The organism is Methylomonas sp. MED-D (genome assembly GCF_050276835.1).
GTDB lineage: Bacteria > Pseudomonadota > Gammaproteobacteria > Methylococcales > Methylomonadaceae > Methylomonas > Methylomonas koyamae_A.
Map to the genome: position 1 here is coordinate 4,725,719 of NZ_CP189965.1, position 16,196 is coordinate 4,741,914.

Below are 16,196 nucleotides of genomic sequence, written 5' to 3' on the forward strand. Positions count from 1 at the left end.
CGGCCCAATCCAACCGGACAGCAGCATGCCTCCCAACGCCGCCAGACCCTTCTCGCAAACCCAACCCGCAGTGTTGAGCCGGGGCCAGATCGGCAAAATCGTCGGTTTATACGCGCTGACTGGGTTCTTATGGATACTGTTCTCGGACGAAGCCATCGTCGCGCTATTTCCGGAGCCAGCGCGATTCGCCTTCGTCAGCACGGTAAAAGGCTGGATTTTCGTGGCCTTGACCACCTTGCTACTCTACCTGCTATTGACCCGTTACGGCCGCCACGCCGACGCTTTAGCCCCCGCGCCAGCCGAGGTTCGCCCTGGAGCGCTTCGCTTAGTACTGGCCGGTTTGTTACCGGCCCTGGCGGCCGGCGTCCAATGGAGCCTATGGAGCATCGTTTCGCCCTATGTCTGGTTTCTGATGTTTCCGGCCGTTTTCTTTTCCGGCTGGCTGGGCGGCTGGCTCAGCGGTTTACTGGCGACGCTGCTCGCGATCGGCCTAGTCTGGTACATCTTCATCCCGCCGCCATTCTCGTTCGAATTGGCCGAGCCGGCCCAATTCGTATCGATGACCTTGTTTCTGACCATGGGTGTTTTATTCAGTTACTTCCACCATCGTCTACACCAGCTGATCGCCACCAACCGCCAATTGTTAAACGCCAGCGAATCCGGCTATCTGACGACCTTGCAAAGCATCGGCGACGCGGTCGTCGCGGTCGATGCGGCCGACCGAGTCGAATTGCTGAACCCCGCCGCCGAAGCCCTAACCGGCTGGCGCGCGGCCGACGCCGTCGGCAAGCCGCTGGCGGCGATCATGACCATCGTCACTGAATCCGGCCGGAGCCCGCTGAATTTGACGCCGGTGTTGACCGGCAGTGGTTTCGTCTCCGACAGCGGCGACTGGCTGCTATTCCGTCCAAACGGCGCGGATCGGCCGGTTCGCCTGTGTTGCGCACCGATTCTCGGCACGAACGGAGAACGGCTGGGCGCGGTGTTGACGTTTTCCGACCAAAGCATTCAACGCGCGGCCGAACGCGAGCGCGAAGCCAAATTACGTTCTCTGCAATTGCTGGACGCGATCGCCAACGGCTCGAGCGACGCCATCTTTGCCAAGGACTCGGACGGCCGTTACCTGCTCTTCAACCGCGCGGCGGAAATCATTACCGGCAAAAGCGCGGCGGAAGTGATCGGCCGCGACGACGCGTCGATTTTTCCCGCCGACCTGGTCGCCGAACTTAAATCCAACGACCGTTTAATTCTCGACGCCGGACAGCGGGTCACGGTTACCGAACACCTACCCACCAATGACGGCGAAGCAATTTTCATGACGACCAAGGGGCCTTTGCTGGCCGACGACGGCCGAATCGTCGGCCTGTTCGGAATTGCCAGGGACATCACCGAACTGAAGCGCAACCAGGACGAACTGCGCCAAGTACACGACCGCAACCAACGTTATTTGGATACGGTGCAAACCTTGATGCTCGCGCTGGATATGGAAGGCCGCGTCAAGATGATTAACCGGGCCGGCTGTGCGCTGCTCGGCCGCGCCGACACCGACATGGCCGGCCGCGATTGGTTTTTGGACTGCGTTCCGCAACCGCGGGGCCAGCGCGATCTTTACCCGCGCTTTCGGAAGGTATTGACCGGCGTGCAAGACGCGCGCTTGGACGACGAATACCCCATTCTGACCAAAACCGGCGAAACCCGAACGATACGCTGGCATCACAAACTATTGACCGACGCGGACGGCCGGGTAACCGGCCTGCTCAGTTCCGGCGAAGACTTAACCGAGCGCTTGCAAACTCAATCGACCCTCGACGAAAAAGAAACCTTGCTGCGCAGGCTCGGCGCGATGGCTAAAATTGGCGGCTGGCGCTATACGCCGGCTTCCGGCGCATTGACCTGGACCGACGAAGTCGCCGACATCCTGGCCTTGGCGGCCGACGCAAAGCCCGAGCTGGATACCCTGTCGAGCCGTCTGGCACCGGCCGAACGGCACATCCTCGATCAAGCGCTGCGCGACGCGGCTCGGCACGATACCGCGTTCGATTTGGAGTTGGCCGCCACCGGCACCCACGGAAACACCCAATGGTTCAGAGTTACCGGCCAAGCGCTCCGCGACGGCACGCAAATCGACGGCACCCTGCAGGACATCACCGAACGCAAACACGCCGAACTACAGCTGCTCAAACTATCGCAAGCCGTCGAACAAAGTCCGGAAAGCATCGTCATCACCGACCTCAACGCCAACATCGAATACGTCAATCAAGCTTTCGTACAGGCCACCGGCTTCGAGCGCGCAGAAGTCCTCGGCAAAAACCCCAGGATTCTGCAATCCGGCAAGACCTCGCCGGCGGTATTTGGCGACCTGTGGCAGGCCCTGCAACAGGGGCAGAGTTGGCAGGGCGAATTCATCAATACCCGCAAGGACGGCAGCGAATACGTCGAGCTCGCCAGCATTAGCCCGATTCGCGACGCCAATGGTCGGATCAGTCATTATCTGGCTATCAAGGAAGATATCAGCGACAAAAAACGCCTGTCGGAGGAATTGTCGCGCCACCGCCGCAACCTGGAAGAATTGGTCGCGGAACGCACCGCCGAACTGCGGCTGACCGGCAATTACCTGCAAGCGCTGATCGACAACATTCCGCAACTGGCTTGGCTGAAAGACATAGACGGTCATCTCCTGGCCGCCAATCGCGCGTTGGCCGACTTCAGCGGCATGTCCATCGTCGACATACTCGGAAAAACCGATGCCGAACTGTACCCTCCCGAGATTGCCGAACGCAATCGCCATATGGAACAGCGGGCCATCGAAACTCGCGCCCGCCAAACGATAGAAGAATATTTACCTTGGCAACCCGGCCGGATCCACGAAACCAGTCGAGCTCCGGTCATCGATGCCGACGGCCGTGTCCTGGGTACAGTCGGATTTTCCCGGGACATCTCGTCCCAAAAAAACCTGGAACGCGAACGCGAGCGAGCACGCCTGGCCGCCGAGGCCGCCAACCGCGCCAAAACTGCGTTCCTGGCCAACATGAGCCATGAAATCCGCACGCCGATGAACGCCATCATCGGCTTGACCCACTTGTTGCAAGCCGCCGAACCGACACCGAGCCAATCGGAACGGTTGACTAAGATCAACGCCGCCGCCGACCATCTGCTGAATATCGTTAACGACATTCTCGATCTGTCCAAGGTCGAATCCGGCCGGATGACGCTGGAACAAACCGAATTTTCGGCACACGCGCTGCTCGACCATGTCTATTCGTTGATTTACGACAAGGCCAAAACCAAGGGTTTGGCCGTTTACATCGAATGCGATCCCGTGCCGGCATCGCTGTCCGGCGACCCGACCCGGTTGCGCCAGGCCTTGCTGAACTACGCCGGCAATGCCGTCAAATTTACCGAGACCGGCCAAATTACCTTGCGTTGCCGGCTGTTGAAAACCGACGCCGACCGGGTTTTATTGCGTTTCGAAGTGGAAGACACCGGAATCGGCATCGATAGCGCCAACCCCGGCAAGCTATTCGATGCATTCGAGCAGGCGGACGCCTCGACCACGCGCCGCTTCGGCGGTACGGGTCTGGGACTGACCATTACCCGCCGCTTGGCCGAACTGATGGGTGGCGAGGTCGGGGTCGATAGCCGGCCGGGCCTGGGCAGCCGATTTTGGTTTACGGCTTGGCTGAACCTGGGGCGCGGCGTTGTTCAGCAGGAGCCCGACCAACTCAATGGCGTTCAAACCCGCCAGAAGCTCAGCCAAGTCAACGCCCGCGTATTACTGGCCGAGGACAACGCCATCAATCGCGAAGTCGCCGAGGACTTGTTGCGCGGCGCCGGACTAAGCGTCGACAGCGCGGAAGATGGCGAAGCGGTTGTCGCGAAATTCGCCGCCGCCGACTACGATTTGATCCTGATGGACATGCAAATGCCGAAAATGAACGGCCTGGAAGCCACCCGCATCATCCGCGCCAGCGACAAGGGCCGCACGGTGCCCATCGTCGCCATGACCGCCAACGCGTTCAATGAAGATCGTCACACCTGTCTCGCCGCCGGTATGAACGATTTCATCGCCAAGCCGGTCGAGCCCGACACGCTGTATGCCACGCTGTCGCGCTGGCTGCGCGCGCCGCTGCCGCTACCCGACGCGACCAACGCGGAAGCGGCAGCCGACTTAGCGGCGCTTACCGACCTTGACTGGCAACGCGGCCTGGCTCTGTTGCACGGAAACCTGGAAAAATATCGGCGACTGCTGCGATTGTTCGCGGACAACCACCGCGCCGATCCAGCGGCTTTACTGGCTTGGCTGGAGGCCGGCGAAGTCGCCAAGATCGCCGATCTTGCCCATCTGTTGAAAGGCAGCGCCGGCTCTCTGGCGCTGATCGGAATCGCCGACCCGGCGGCCGACTTGCTGCGAGCGGCCAGAGCACGCGAACCGGCCGAAGCCCTACTTGCGCGCATCGAAAGTTTGAACGCGGCCCTGCAGCGCTTCGTTGCCGAAGCCGACACTCGGTTACCGCCGCCGGCCATCGAGCCGACGCCAAGCGGTATCTCGGCCGCCGACTTGTTGCCCCGCTTGCGGTCGCTGTTAGCGTCCGGCGACATCCAAGCCAACGAACTGGCTCTGGAGCACCGCGCGGAGTTAAGAACCGCGCTCGGCGATCAGGTCTTACCGCTACTGCGCGCGATTGAAAACTTCGATTACGATGCGGCGTTGACACGGTTGGAAAGTTTCGACCAACCTCCGCGGGACCCGGATTAAATCCCGGCATGACGCTAGATGCCGCGCGATTGTCGCGAACGTATGACTATAAGCTTAGCCGGAGTAGCGTCAAGGCCGACCTCAGGTGCGGCACTTCACTTTATGAGGCGACGACGCGATAATCGATACGCTAAACGCCGGCGAATCCGCGCCATGCCCAGTGGCGCGCCGACACGCCTGAAGCAAACGCCGCGCTGAGATCAGTGATAGTCAGTCGCCATCGCCCGCCCGACGCGCAGCGATCAACGCAGTTGTCCCAACCCCAGACTGGTCGCTATCGAATGGCCGAAATAAGCGCCCATCCGGCCGGCCAAGCGGTCCAGTAAACGCTCCTGCGGCGTGAAGTTCAGCGTGTGCTCGGTATCGAGTTGATCGCGGGCAACCGAATCGACGTTGCCGAAGTCGTCCGCCAAACCCAGTCTGACGCCCTCGGCGCCGGTCCAGACCAGCCCTGAAAACATGTCCGCCGTTTCTTTCAGTCTGTCGCCCCGCCCTTTGCGGACCGCGTCGATAAATTGCTGGTGAACCTGATCCAACATCGATTGCATGTGCTTGGTTTCCTGGCTGTTGGCCGGGGAAAACGGATCGAGCAAGGCTTTGTGCTCGCCGGCGGTCAAGGTCCGCCGTTCTATCCCCAGTCGATCGAGCACATTGGTGAAGCCGAAGTTATTCATGATGACGCCGATCGAACCGATGATACTGGCTTGATTGACAAAAATCTTGTCGGCCGCGGCGGCAATGTAATAGCCGCCCGACGCGCAAACATCGCCGACCACCGCATAAATCGGCAAATCGGGATGTTCGGCCTTGATCCGGCGAATCTCGTCGTAAATGTAACCGGCTTGCACCGGGGTGCCGCCGGGCGAATTGACGTTCAAAATAATGCCCTTGGTGTTTTTGTCTTCGGCCGCATCCTGCAAGCCTTCGATGACTACGCTCGCCGAACTGGCCTCGCCGTCGGCAATCACGCCGACGATATCGACGACCGCCGCGTGCTGGCGATCGGAGCTCATTTTTTCCTCGAAGCTGGGATAGGTCGCGACCAACAATACCGCCGACAAATACACAAAGGTCAAGACCTTGAAAAAGATACCCCAACGCCGCGCGATCTTCTGCTCGTTAATCGCGGCGAACGCCAGTTTCTCCAGCGTCTGCCGTTCCCAACCGCCATCCTGGCCTTCCGGTTCCTGATTTTGATTTTGCGTGTCCAAGGACCTGCCTCCTTAAAGTAGACCGAGCAACTCGGTCGGATAATTCAAACAATACAACGGCGAATAGCGCTTAAGCGTCTCAGCCGGATGCGCGCCGCAAGTCACCGCCACCGACGCGACGCCGGCGTTCAACGCCATTTGCAAATCGTGAACCGAATCGCCGACCATCAAGGTTCTGTCCTTGGCAACGCCCAACTCGGCGACGATTTCGTCGATCATCAGCGGATTCGGCTTGGACGCGGTCTGATCGGCGCTACGGGTCGTGCAAAAGCTGGCGGTCAAACCGGTACCGGCGATCACTTCCCGCAAGCCGGCGCTTTTCTTGCCGGTGGCCACCGCCAAACGGTAACCGGCCTCTCGAAAGCATGCCAACATTTCCGGCACGCCGGGAAACAAGTCGTCCCTGCTCATTTCCCTGGAAAAAAACGTTTGGGCGTAATCGCCGGCCAAGCGCCGGCCCTTTTCTTCGTCGAGTCCTGGAAACAACCGGGCCACGGCGTTTTCAATACTGAGCCCTATGATGTCCTTGACGGCTTGAGGTTCCGGTACCGGACAGCCCTGTCTGGCGGCGGCTTGGCGGATGCAGTGCACGATCCAGTCCACCGAGTCGGCCAAGGTGCCGTCCCAGTCGAAAATAATCAAATCAAAGCGTTTCTTCATGCTCGAGCAAGGTTTGTAAATCGGCCGGCAGCGGCGCATTGAAATGCAGCGGGGCGCCGGTCAGCGGGTGTGCGAAACGCAGTTGCTCCGCGTGCAAGAATAAGCGCTTATAGCCGCGTTGCTTGAAAGCCTTGTTGACGTTGTCCTCGCCGTAGCGGTCGTCGCCGACGATGGGATGCCCGAGCCAGGCGGCATGCACCCGAATTTGATGGGTCCGGCCGGTCTTGGGCGCCGCATGCACCAGTGTCGCTTCCCGAAACGCCTTCAAGCGGGTAAACAAAGTCTCGGCCGGTTTGCCGGCCTGACTGACGACCACCATGCGTTCGCCACCTTGTGCGACGTTCTTCAGCAGCGGCACATCGACACGCTGACTTTTTCGTTTGAATTGACCGGCCAGCAGCGCCAAATAAGTCTTTTGGATGCCGTCACCGCGAAACATTTCGTGCAAAACCCGTAGCGCCGAGCGCTTCTTGGCGATCAATAAACAGCCCGAGGTTTCCTTGTCCAGCCGGTGCACCAGTTCCAGAAACTTCTGTTGCGGACGGATTTGCCGCAGCGCTTCGATGATGCCGCCGCTGACGCCGCTACCGCCGTGCACGGCAAAACCGGACGGTTTGTTAAGAACGATGAAGCCGTCGTCCTCGTACAGAATTTGATTTTCCAGGCTGAACTTCAAGGCCGGCTGCACGATGACCTCGTCGGCGGCTTCGGCCACCCTGACCGGCGGAATCCTGACGATGTCGCCAATGACCAGTTTGTAGCTGACGTCGACACGCCCCTTATTGACCCTGACTTCGCCCTTCCTAACCATCCGGTAGATGCGGGTCTTGGGCACACCCTTGAGAAAACCGATCAGGAAATTGTCCAACCGTTGTTCGCTGTTCGCGTCGGTGACTTCCAGCCATTGCACACTCGGGCGCGGCGTTTCGCTTACTTGATTCATGGCGGAAATAATAGCAACATCCAAGCCGGCCATGTTTAAAATTGCTGCCTCTGGTAAAGATTGCTATATTAGGCTAGTTTATCTATCGATAGACTGGGCGATGGAAATTGATTATCGGGCCACGCGGCCGTTTTCCTCGCTAAATTAATAACAAGAATTTTCGGGTTTTATCGCTCGACCCATGATGAGCGACTTGCATCCTAAAGCATAGAGTTCGGTATAACAGATTCCCCGCACGACAAGCGCCACCCTCGGTCCATCCGATATTCGCTGCTATAACTACTACTATTCATTGCAGTTTTCAGTCAGTCCGGCCGCTCACTTGGTAACGCATCGGGAACCCGCCGCCTTTATCCGCGACAAACCAACCTGTTTAAACTCTAGGTGGGATACACAACAATAAGGATAATTTAATGAAAAGAATGCTTATCAACGCCACGCAACCCGAAGAGTTGCGAGTGGCCTTGGTAGATGGTCAAAAACTCTATGATTTTGACATCGAAGTCCCTTCCAAAGAACAGAAAAAATCCAATATCTATAAAGGCATCATCACCCGGGTAGAGCCCAGCCTGGAAGCCGCTTTCGTCAATTACGGCGCCGAAAAGCACGGCTTTCTGCCGTTTAAGGAAATCGCCCCGGAATACCGCACCGGCGACGACGGCGAAGGCAAGTCTTCGAAGTCGAATATTCGGGAAGGTCAGGAAATCGTCGTCCAGATCGAGAAAGAGGAGCGCGGCAACAAGGGGGCCGCGCTGACCACTTACATCAGTCTGGCCGGCACCTATCTGGTGCTGATGCCGAACAATCCCAAAGCTGGCGGCATCTCCCGACGCATCGAAGGCGATAATCGCAGCGAATTGCGCGAAACCATGGCGGCGCTGGAAATTCCGGACAGCATGGGCCTGATCATTCGTACCGCCGGTTCCGATAAAAACGTCGAAGAGCTGCAATGGGACTTGAATTACCTGATGCAACTTTGGGAAGCGATCGATCGCTCCAGCCAGGAACAAGCCGCCCCCTTCCTAATCTTCCAGGAAAGCAACGTCATCATCCGCGCGTTGCGCGACCACTTGCGCGGAGACATCGACGAAATCCTGATCGATCAGGAAGGCGCCTTTAAACTGGTGCAAAACTTCCTGAAGCAAGTGATGCCGCACAACCTGCATAAGGCCAAGCAATATCAGGACACCGTTCCGCTGTTCAGCCGTTACCAAATCGAAACCCAGATCGAGATGGCCTACAAGCGCGAAGTCTCGTTGCCGTCCGGCGGCTCTATTGTCATCGACCATACCGAGGCGCTGACGTCTATCGACATCAACTCGGCGCGCGCCACCAAAGGTAGCGACATCGAAGAAACCGCGCTGAATACCAACCTGGAAGCCGCCGACGAGATTGCCCGCCAACTGCGGCTGCGCGATTTGGGCGGCCTGTTCGTGATCGACTTCATCGATATGATGTCGAACAAAAACCAACGCGAGGTCGAAAACCGCCTGCGCGATGCGTTGAAAATCGACCGCGCCCGCATCCAGACCGGCCGTATTTCGCGCTTCGGTCTAATGGAAATGTCGCGGCAACGCTTGCGGCCGTCGCTGGGCGATTCCACCCAACTGACCTGCCCCCGCTGCAAGGGCCAAGGCACGATCCGCAACGTGGAATCGGTGACCTTGTCGGTGTTGCGCCTGATCGAGGAAGAAGCGATGAAAAAAGGCACCGAGCGCGTCATCGCTCACCTGCCTATCGACTGCGCCACCTTCCTGCTCAACGAAAAACGCGCGGCGATTCAAGAAATCGAAGCCCGCCTGCATGTCGGCATCATTGTATTGCCGAGCAAACACCTGGAAACGCCGGCCTACGATATCGAGCGGATTAAAACGGTGGAAGGCGACGACAAGGCCAGCCACCTGCAATTGAAGGAAGAGGAAATCGCGGTACCGGAATTCGCCAAACAAGCCGGCCCGAAATCGGAAAAGGCGGCGATCAAGGAATTCCTGCCCGACTCGCCGGCACCGGTACAGAGCAAGAAAAATTCCGCCAGCCTGATCCAGCGCTTCTGGCAACGCTTGATCGGCAAGGACAAAATCGCCGAAACTCCGGAAGCCAGCGGCGAAGGCAAACCCGGCGAAGAAAGAAACCGGCCCAACCGCAACGTCCGCAAGGACCGCCCCGGTGCCGGCCGGAACGGTCGCCGCAACAACAACAATCGCCGCGGCGGCCCTAATCCGCAAGCGACGACGGACAACGCCATCACCCAAACCGCCAGCCCGGCCGCGGAACAACCATTGCCGGCGGCGTCAGGCGAACAGGAAGGCGAAGGCGCACCGCGCCGTAACGGTCAGGAGCGCAGCCGCCGCAACCGTAACCGTCGCCGTAACCCACGTAACTCGGCCGAGCGCAAAACCGAACAGAATTACAACGGCGAATCAGATCAGTCGTCCGCCGAGGCGCCCAGCAACCGCTACGTCAGCAACGACTCGATCGCCCCGGCGAATTCATATGCCAGCGAGTTTGCCGAGCGCAGCAGCAACCGCTCTCAAGAAAGTGCCGAGCCGCAACCTCGCCCGCAAAGCTCGGCCGAGGAATAAAAAAACGGAGGCCCGTCGCTTGCCGGGCCTCCGTTTTCAACAGGCTAGCAGACCGATCCGCCTTAAAAACGGATCGAACCTCGATCAATCGATGTAACGCCTCAAAATATCCCCGTAAGCATCGATGCGCCTATCCCGCAGAAACGGCCAAATCCGCCGCACATCCTCGCTCCGTTTGGGATCGAGTTCGGCGAACAGCAAGCAATCCTCAACGTCGTCGGCGCTCGCCAGCACTTCCCCCTGCGGTCCGGCGATGAAGCTGTTGCCCCAGAACTGAATGCCCGGCACTTGGTCCGGCGCGGCTTCGAAGCCGATCCGGTTGCAGGAAATCACCGGCAAGCCGTTGGCGACGGCGTGACCACGCTGCACAGTGATCCAAGCCTGCAGTTGACGCTGCTTTTCCGCCGCCTCATCTTCCGGGTTCCAGCCTATCGCGGTCGGATAGATCAACAGATCGGCGCCGGCCAGCGCCATCAGTCGCGCCGCTTCCGGATACCACTGGTCCCAGCAGATCAACACGCCCAATTTTCCCAGCGAAGTCTGGACAGGCTTGAAGCCTAGATCGCCGGGCGTGAAATAAAACTTCTCGTAAAAACCCGGATCGTCCGGAATATGCATTTTCCGAAACGTGCCGGCAATGCTGCCATCCTTGTCGAACACGACGGCGGTATTGTGGTAAAGGCCGGGCGCGCGCTTTTCGAATATCGTCGAGACCACGACGACCTGATTGGCTCGCGCGGCATCCGCCAAAGACTCGCAACTCGGGCCGGGGATAGCCTGAGCCAGGTCGAAACACTCGGTGTCCTCGCTTTGGCAGAAATAGTGATCCAGATGCAGTTCCGGCAACACCACCAACTCGGCGCCCTGTTGGGCGGCGGCTTGGATCCGGCTCAACGAATAGGCCAGATTGGTATCCCGGCCACGATTACAGGGCTGCTGAACGGCGCAGGCGATTATCGATTTTTTCATGGCTGGCTAGAGATCTAAGGACTGTGGACAGAGGAATCGCGACAACGGACTTGCCGCGCGGGTCGCCGAGTTTAAAAATTCAGCTTGACGAAAGCCGGCACCTGCATGCTGGCGCAGTGCAGACTGCCGTATTGGTGCACCAAGGGTCGGCAGGGCACCGCGACCGCTTTTCGATCCGGGAAACAGGCCGCCAAACGCTCCAACGCCAACGCGTCCATCGCATCGTCATAGACCGGCACCAACACCGCGCCGTTGATCAACAAGAAATTGGCATAGTTAGCCGGCAAGCGTTGGCCATCCTCGTCGTAAATCGGTTTCGGCAACGGCAACGCCACCAATTTGTAAGGCTGGCCGGCTTCGGTACGGAAAGCCTGCAATTGCATTTCCATATTTTTCAGGCTGGCGTAGTGCGGGTCTTCGCTATCGTCGCAACTGGTGTACGCAATGGTTCCGGCATCGCAAAAACGGGCCAGGGTGTCGATGTGAGCATCGGTATCGTCGCCCGCCAGATTAGTTTGTTCGACCCATAGAATTCGTTTGGCGCCCAGATAATTTTGCACCTGCCCAGCAATCGCCGTTTCGCCTAGATCGGGATTGCGGTTCGGATTGAACAAACAATTCTTGGTGGTCATCACGGTACCCTGCCCGTCCGACTCGACGCTCCCCCCCTCCAGCACCAGATCGACTGTCGCGGTCGGAAAGCCCTTGAAGATCGGGTGAGCAAACAGCGCCAGATTCAACCCGTCGTCGTCAGCATGCGGGTATTTGTTGCCCCAACCGTTAAAGCGGAAATTCACCAATTGCAATGCGGCCTTGGGGTGTTGCCATTCCAACGAGATGAACACGGTATCCCGCACCCAAATGTCGTTGTAAGCCGCTTGGACAAAATGCAAATTAGGATTGGGCGCCGTAAACTGCGCCTGAATGTGCTGCTGATGCTCGCCGTCCTTGCAAATAATCACCAGCGGTTGATAGGCGCTGATCGTCGAAGCGATGAAGTGGTAGCTGTCCTCGACCGAAGACAAATTGCGAAAGTCGCCGCTAGCGTGCGGCCAGGCGATGATAACGGCCGATTGCGGCTCCCATTCGGCTGGAAAGCGAATCATGAAATACTCCCTGGATGTGGTAGCGATTGATAGTATAGGTATGGCTTATTGTATCAATGCTGACCGGATAAGACTTATCCGAGGGAAGATAATCCGGTACCGGCGACCCGGAACTGCCCAGACAGCCGGGCCAGGCCGGCGAACAATACAGGTCGCGGGGATAAGCGGACGCAATGGCTAAACTGGCGGCTTCCGAAAACGACTTCGCGCGCCCCGCTTGCTCGCCAAGCGGCGTTTCATCCCGTTCTATATCAAGTTTCACGAACACCGACTCTTGCATAAGGCCTCCTTCGAATCGACGAAACAGAAATGCCGGACGACCGGCACGGCCAACTCCAGACATATTCTAACCTCTAATCTGACCTTCCTCGTTCGAAAAATTCAAAACTTTTGCTTGTTTTTTCGTTAGTTTTTCAAGAAATATCAACTAACACGCATCAGGGTCGGCGTAATTTTAAAACCGTAACCCAGCCCCCGACAATGGTTCATTTTCTCCTTGCCTTGCTCGTCGAATTCGCGACATTTCCGATGATTTCCGGCTAAAAGATTGATTTTTGGAAATTCTCGTCATACTTGTTGCGTTACGCGAATCTTTAATCAACACATTCGCCAACCGCAATCGCCGAAGCGACCAGCAGCGCTGGTCAGGCCAAAAAATAACAACAACGGAAATGACCATGCCGTCCAATCGCCGGTTTCCTCTAACCGCCCGCCACGTTGTTGGCAACTTGTTCGTCCTGACGGCGCTCGCGCCGTTGCAATCGCCCCAGGCAGCCGAGCCGCCGCCCAATCTGGAAGACTTTTCGATCAACGACTTGATGCAAATGGAAGTTTCGTCGGCATCCCGCAAATCGGAAACGCTGTCCGATACCGCCGCCGCGGCCTTCATTATCAGCCAGGAAGACATACGCCGCTCCGGCGCGACCAGCATTCCCGAAGCGCTGCGGATGGCGCCCGGCATCGACGTGGCTAGAATCGACTCCAGTGCTTGGGCTATTACCGCGCGCGGCTTCAACGGACGATACGCCAACAAGCTGTTGGTCTTGATCGACGGGCGCAGTATTTACACGCCACTGTTTTCCGGCGTGTTTTGGAACCTGCAGGACACCTTGATCGAAGATATCGATCGCATTGAAGTGATCCGCGGCCCCGGCGCGGTGATGTGGGGCGCCAACGCCGTCAACGGCGTCATCAACATCATCACCAAGAAAACCAAGGACACCCAAGGCAATCTATTCGCCGCGGGCGGCGGCAATCAGGAACGCGGTTTCGCCGGTTATCGCCACGGCGGCCAGTTCGGCGACGACGGCAATTACCGGGTCTACGCCAAAACCTTCGAACGGGAAAGCTTCGTCAACTCGGCCGGCGAGCGCATTCACGACGACTGGCGTTCGGTACAAGGCGGCTTTCGGATCGACGGCCGAATCTCCAACGACAACCGCTACACGCTGCAGGGCGACGTATATCGTAAAACCGTCGGCAACACCGTCGAACCGATTACCATCGCGCCGCCCTACAACACGCGGTTTTCCAACGACGACCACGCCAACGGCGCCAATCTGCTGGCGCGCTGGGAAGGTAACTTGGCCGACGGTTCCGAATTCAAATTGCAAACCTATTACGATAGGGTCGAATTCAATGCGGCTGAGCTTTCCGATTCCCAGGACATGTTCGACATCGACTTTCAGCACCGCCTACACCCTGCGGCCGACCACGACCTGATGTGGGGCCTCAACTATCGCTTCATTCATAGCGCCGTCACCAATACCGGCGCGATTTCGTACATCGATAGCGACCTTGGCTATCATAACGGCGGCGTATTCGCCCAAGACGACATCACGCTGATCGACGACACGCTGCGCTTGACCCTAGGCACCAAACTGGAGGAAAGCCACTTCGGCAACACTCAAGTCCAACCGAATGCCCGCCTGCTGTGGACGCCTAGCGCGCATCATTCGGTTTGGGCGTCGGTGTCGCGGGCGGCGCGCACCCCGTCCAGAGGCGAAGCTCAGGCCAATATCGCGCTGGGCACGACGCCGACCGGCTTGCCCGCGCCCTACGACCGCCTCCAGGTTCGCGGCCAGTACAATTCCAACCTACGCGCCGAAAAAGTCGTCGCGGCCGAAATCGGTTACCGCGCCCAATGGACGGCGCATTTCTCCACCGACGTCGCCGCGTTCAGCAACCACTACACCGACTTGATCATGTTTCGCAGAGGCAGCGTCAACCCGCTGGCCCCGCCGCCGCTGATCCTGCCGATGATCTGGTACAACAATAGCCGGGAAGTCACCACCCGCGGCATCGAGTTTTCGGCGGAATGGCAAGCGCTGGACTGGATGCGCTTTACCGGCAATTACAGCCACATCAAAATCGAAATGCCGTTCGACGCCAACAATCCGGACACGGCCGGCCTGTCCCCCCGCCATCACGGTTCGTTGCGCTGGCAGATGGATCTACCGGAAAACCTCAAACTCGATTTGACGCTACGTCATGTCAGCCGGCTAAACTCGGTCAGCCAGGCCATACCGGCCTACACCACCTTCGACGCCCGCTTGGCCTATCAGCCGGTGCCGGACATCGAACTGTCCTTTGTCGCGCAAAACCTGTTTTCGCCGCGCCACCCCGAATACCACGACTCATCGGCGATCTCGCTACCCGGCTCCGCGATGGAAATTCCCCGCTCGCTTTACGGCAAGATCGACTGGCGTTTTTGATTTTTCAAACTTTTCAACCCCCATTGGAGTATCTAAGATGAGTAAACACTGGAAAAAACTGCCCTGGATCATTGCCGGGATCCTGGTGCTGATAGGCCTGCTGAATCCGCCGTTGCTGCCTTGGATATTGTTGATCCTGGTCTCGGCCGCCTACTGGTTTTTGCCGCGCCGAGGCTTGATCGGCCCGGTAACCCTGCCGGCCGACGACGCGTTTTTGCCCAGCCAGCAAGTCCAGTGGTGGTATTGGACCGGTCATTTGTTCACCGACGACGGCCGCCGCTTCGGTTTCGAAGTGGTATTTTTCAGCTTCGACGCCTTCGTCATCATGCGCGACCAACTGGTGCAGGCGGCCATTACCGATGTCAACGGCCAGCGTTTCGAATTCGAGGAGTTTCTGCGCCTGCATCTGCCCAAACGGGTCAAGGACGGCTTCGATCTCAGCTCCGGCGCCGGCAACCAAGTCACCGCGGTCGGCGGCGGCGGCCACGACCGCCTGCACGCGCAAATCGGCAACTACACCTTGGACTTGAAACTGGATTCGACCCAGCAGCCCGCTCTGCACTACGGCGGCGATGCCCATCCCTACCGGTTCGGCGGTTATACCTACTACTATTCGCGGCCGAAAATGGCGACCACCGGCACCTTGACGATAGACGGGCAAACCTTCCAGGTCACCGGTAACAGTTGGTTCGACCGCCAATACGGCGAACTGTTTCAAGCGATTCGCCAAGGTTGGCAGTGGTTTGCGATCGAATTGGAAGACAACCGGCAGATCATGTTATTCGATTTCAAGGGTAACGACTCCTCGGTCGAAAAATCCGGTTCGATCACAGACGCCAACGGCCTGACCACGACGTTGGCCGCCCACGAATTCGAAGTCACCGTCACCGGCGAGTGGACCAGCCCCAATACCGGCTGCACTTACCCGTCCGGCTGGGAAATCGTGGTTAAGGGCGAAAAATTCACGGTCGAACCCTTGGTCAAAGACCAGGAACTGCGAGCCAACCACGATCTGTGGATAGGTCCGGTCTATTGGGAAGGCGCGTGCGGCGTCGGCGGCGCGGTAGCGGGCCAAGCCTACGTAGAACTGAACGGCTATTGCAAATGCCTGGCCGCCAAATTACCCTAGGAAATTCGACAAGAATGGATTTGGTGCCTAGACTACACGCCGACATTCCACATTACTAATCGTTATCACCGCCGCTTGGCCGCGACGGCGCCCGGCCGACACCGGGTCCGGCGCGAGCTGGCGGAC

The 16,196-nt window shown here is 58.4% G+C and carries 9 protein-coding genes; 4 read left to right on the forward strand and 5 right to left on the reverse strand.

Annotated elements, in window-relative coordinates:
* Positions 1 to 25 precede the first annotated feature (25 nt).
* Positions 26 to 4,756: a PAS domain S-box protein gene (locus tag ACQE3E_RS21085; protein WP_313730397.1), complete on the forward strand. Its 4,731-nt coding sequence runs from the start codon at positions 26 to 28 to the stop codon at positions 4,754 to 4,756.
* Between the two features lie 242 nt (positions 4,757 to 4,998).
* Here ACQE3E_RS21085 and sppA read toward each other — a convergent pair whose 3' ends face one another.
* From sppA to rluC, 3 genes are read right to left on the reverse strand one after another with little or no spacing between them, the layout of a single operon-like run.
* A complete protein-coding gene (gene sppA, locus ACQE3E_RS21090; protein WP_313730396.1) occupies positions 4,999 to 5,967 on the reverse strand; it encodes a signal peptide peptidase SppA in 969 nt (322 codons plus the stop codon).
* A 12-nt stretch (positions 5,968 to 5,979) separates the two neighbouring features.
* Positions 5,980 to 6,627 carry an HAD family hydrolase gene (locus ACQE3E_RS21095; RefSeq protein WP_313730395.1) on the reverse strand — a complete coding sequence of 216 codons (648 nt, stop codon included), beginning with the start codon at positions 6,625 to 6,627 and terminating at the stop codon, positions 5,980 to 5,982.
* A complete protein-coding gene (gene rluC / locus ACQE3E_RS21100; RefSeq protein WP_313730394.1) occupies positions 6,611 to 7,570 on the reverse strand; it encodes a 23S rRNA pseudouridine(955/2504/2580) synthase RluC in 960 nt (319 codons plus the stop codon). The genes ACQE3E_RS21095 and rluC overlap by 17 nt, the downstream gene beginning before the upstream one ends.
* 413 nt (positions 7,571 to 7,983) lie before the next feature.
* On the opposite strand from rluC, the gene ACQE3E_RS21105 reads away from it, so the two are divergent.
* Entirely contained in the window at positions 7,984 to 10,152 is a 2,169-nt protein-coding gene (locus ACQE3E_RS21105) for an Rne/Rng family ribonuclease (protein WP_064024912.1), read from the forward strand.
* 84 nt (positions 10,153 to 10,236) lie between these two features.
* Here ACQE3E_RS21105 and ACQE3E_RS21110 read toward each other — a convergent pair whose 3' ends face one another.
* Positions 10,237 to 11,121, reverse strand: a complete 885-nt coding sequence (locus ACQE3E_RS21110; protein WP_313730393.1) for a carbon-nitrogen hydrolase — start codon at positions 11,119 to 11,121, stop codon at positions 10,237 to 10,239.
* Positions 11,122 to 11,192: 71 nt separating this feature from the next.
* Complete coding sequence (locus ACQE3E_RS21115) at positions 11,193 to 12,227, reverse strand: agmatine deiminase family protein (protein WP_313730392.1); 1,035 nt, start codon at positions 12,225 to 12,227, stop codon at positions 11,193 to 11,195.
* A gap of 677 nt (positions 12,228 to 12,904) precedes the next feature.
* Between ACQE3E_RS21115 and ACQE3E_RS21120 the strand changes: the two genes are divergently transcribed.
* Positions 12,905 to 14,941, forward strand: coding sequence for a TonB-dependent receptor plug domain-containing protein (locus tag ACQE3E_RS21120; RefSeq protein WP_313730391.1), 2,037 nt, complete (start codon positions 12,905 to 12,907; stop codon positions 14,939 to 14,941).
* A gap of 37 nt (positions 14,942 to 14,978) precedes the next feature.
* On the forward strand, positions 14,979 to 16,070 hold the full coding sequence (locus tag ACQE3E_RS21125; protein WP_427501024.1) for a lipocalin family protein: 1,092 nt from the start codon (positions 14,979 to 14,981) through the stop codon (positions 16,068 to 16,070).
* Positions 16,071 to 16,196: the final 126 nt, after the last annotated feature.

Bases quoted from the DNA above. Each gene is read 5' to 3' on its own strand.
- ACQE3E_RS21110 (WP_313730393.1), bottom strand. From the start codon at position 11,121: ATGAAAAAATCGATAATCGCCTGCGCCGTTCAGCAGCCCTGTAATCGT.
- ACQE3E_RS21120 (WP_313730391.1), top strand. From the start codon at position 12,905: ATGCCGTCCAATCGCCGGTTTCCTCTAACCGCCCGCCACGTTGTTGGC.
- ACQE3E_RS21105 (WP_064024912.1), top strand. From the start codon at position 7,984: ATGAAAAGAATGCTTATCAACGCCACGCAACCCGAAGAGTTGCGAGTG.
- rluC (WP_313730394.1), bottom strand. From the start codon at position 7,570: ATGAATCAAGTAAGCGAAACGCCGCGCCCGAGTGTGCAATGGCTGGAA.
- ACQE3E_RS21085 (WP_313730397.1), top strand. From the start codon at position 26: ATGCCTCCCAACGCCGCCAGACCCTTCTCGCAAACCCAACCCGCAGTG.
- ACQE3E_RS21125 (WP_427501024.1), top strand. From the start codon at position 14,979: ATGAGTAAACACTGGAAAAAACTGCCCTGGATCATTGCCGGGATCCTG.
- ACQE3E_RS21115 (WP_313730392.1), bottom strand. From the start codon at position 12,227: ATGATTCGCTTTCCAGCCGAATGGGAGCCGCAATCGGCCGTTATCATC.
- ACQE3E_RS21095 (WP_313730395.1), bottom strand. From the start codon at position 6,627: ATGAAGAAACGCTTTGATTTGATTATTTTCGACTGGGACGGCACCTTG.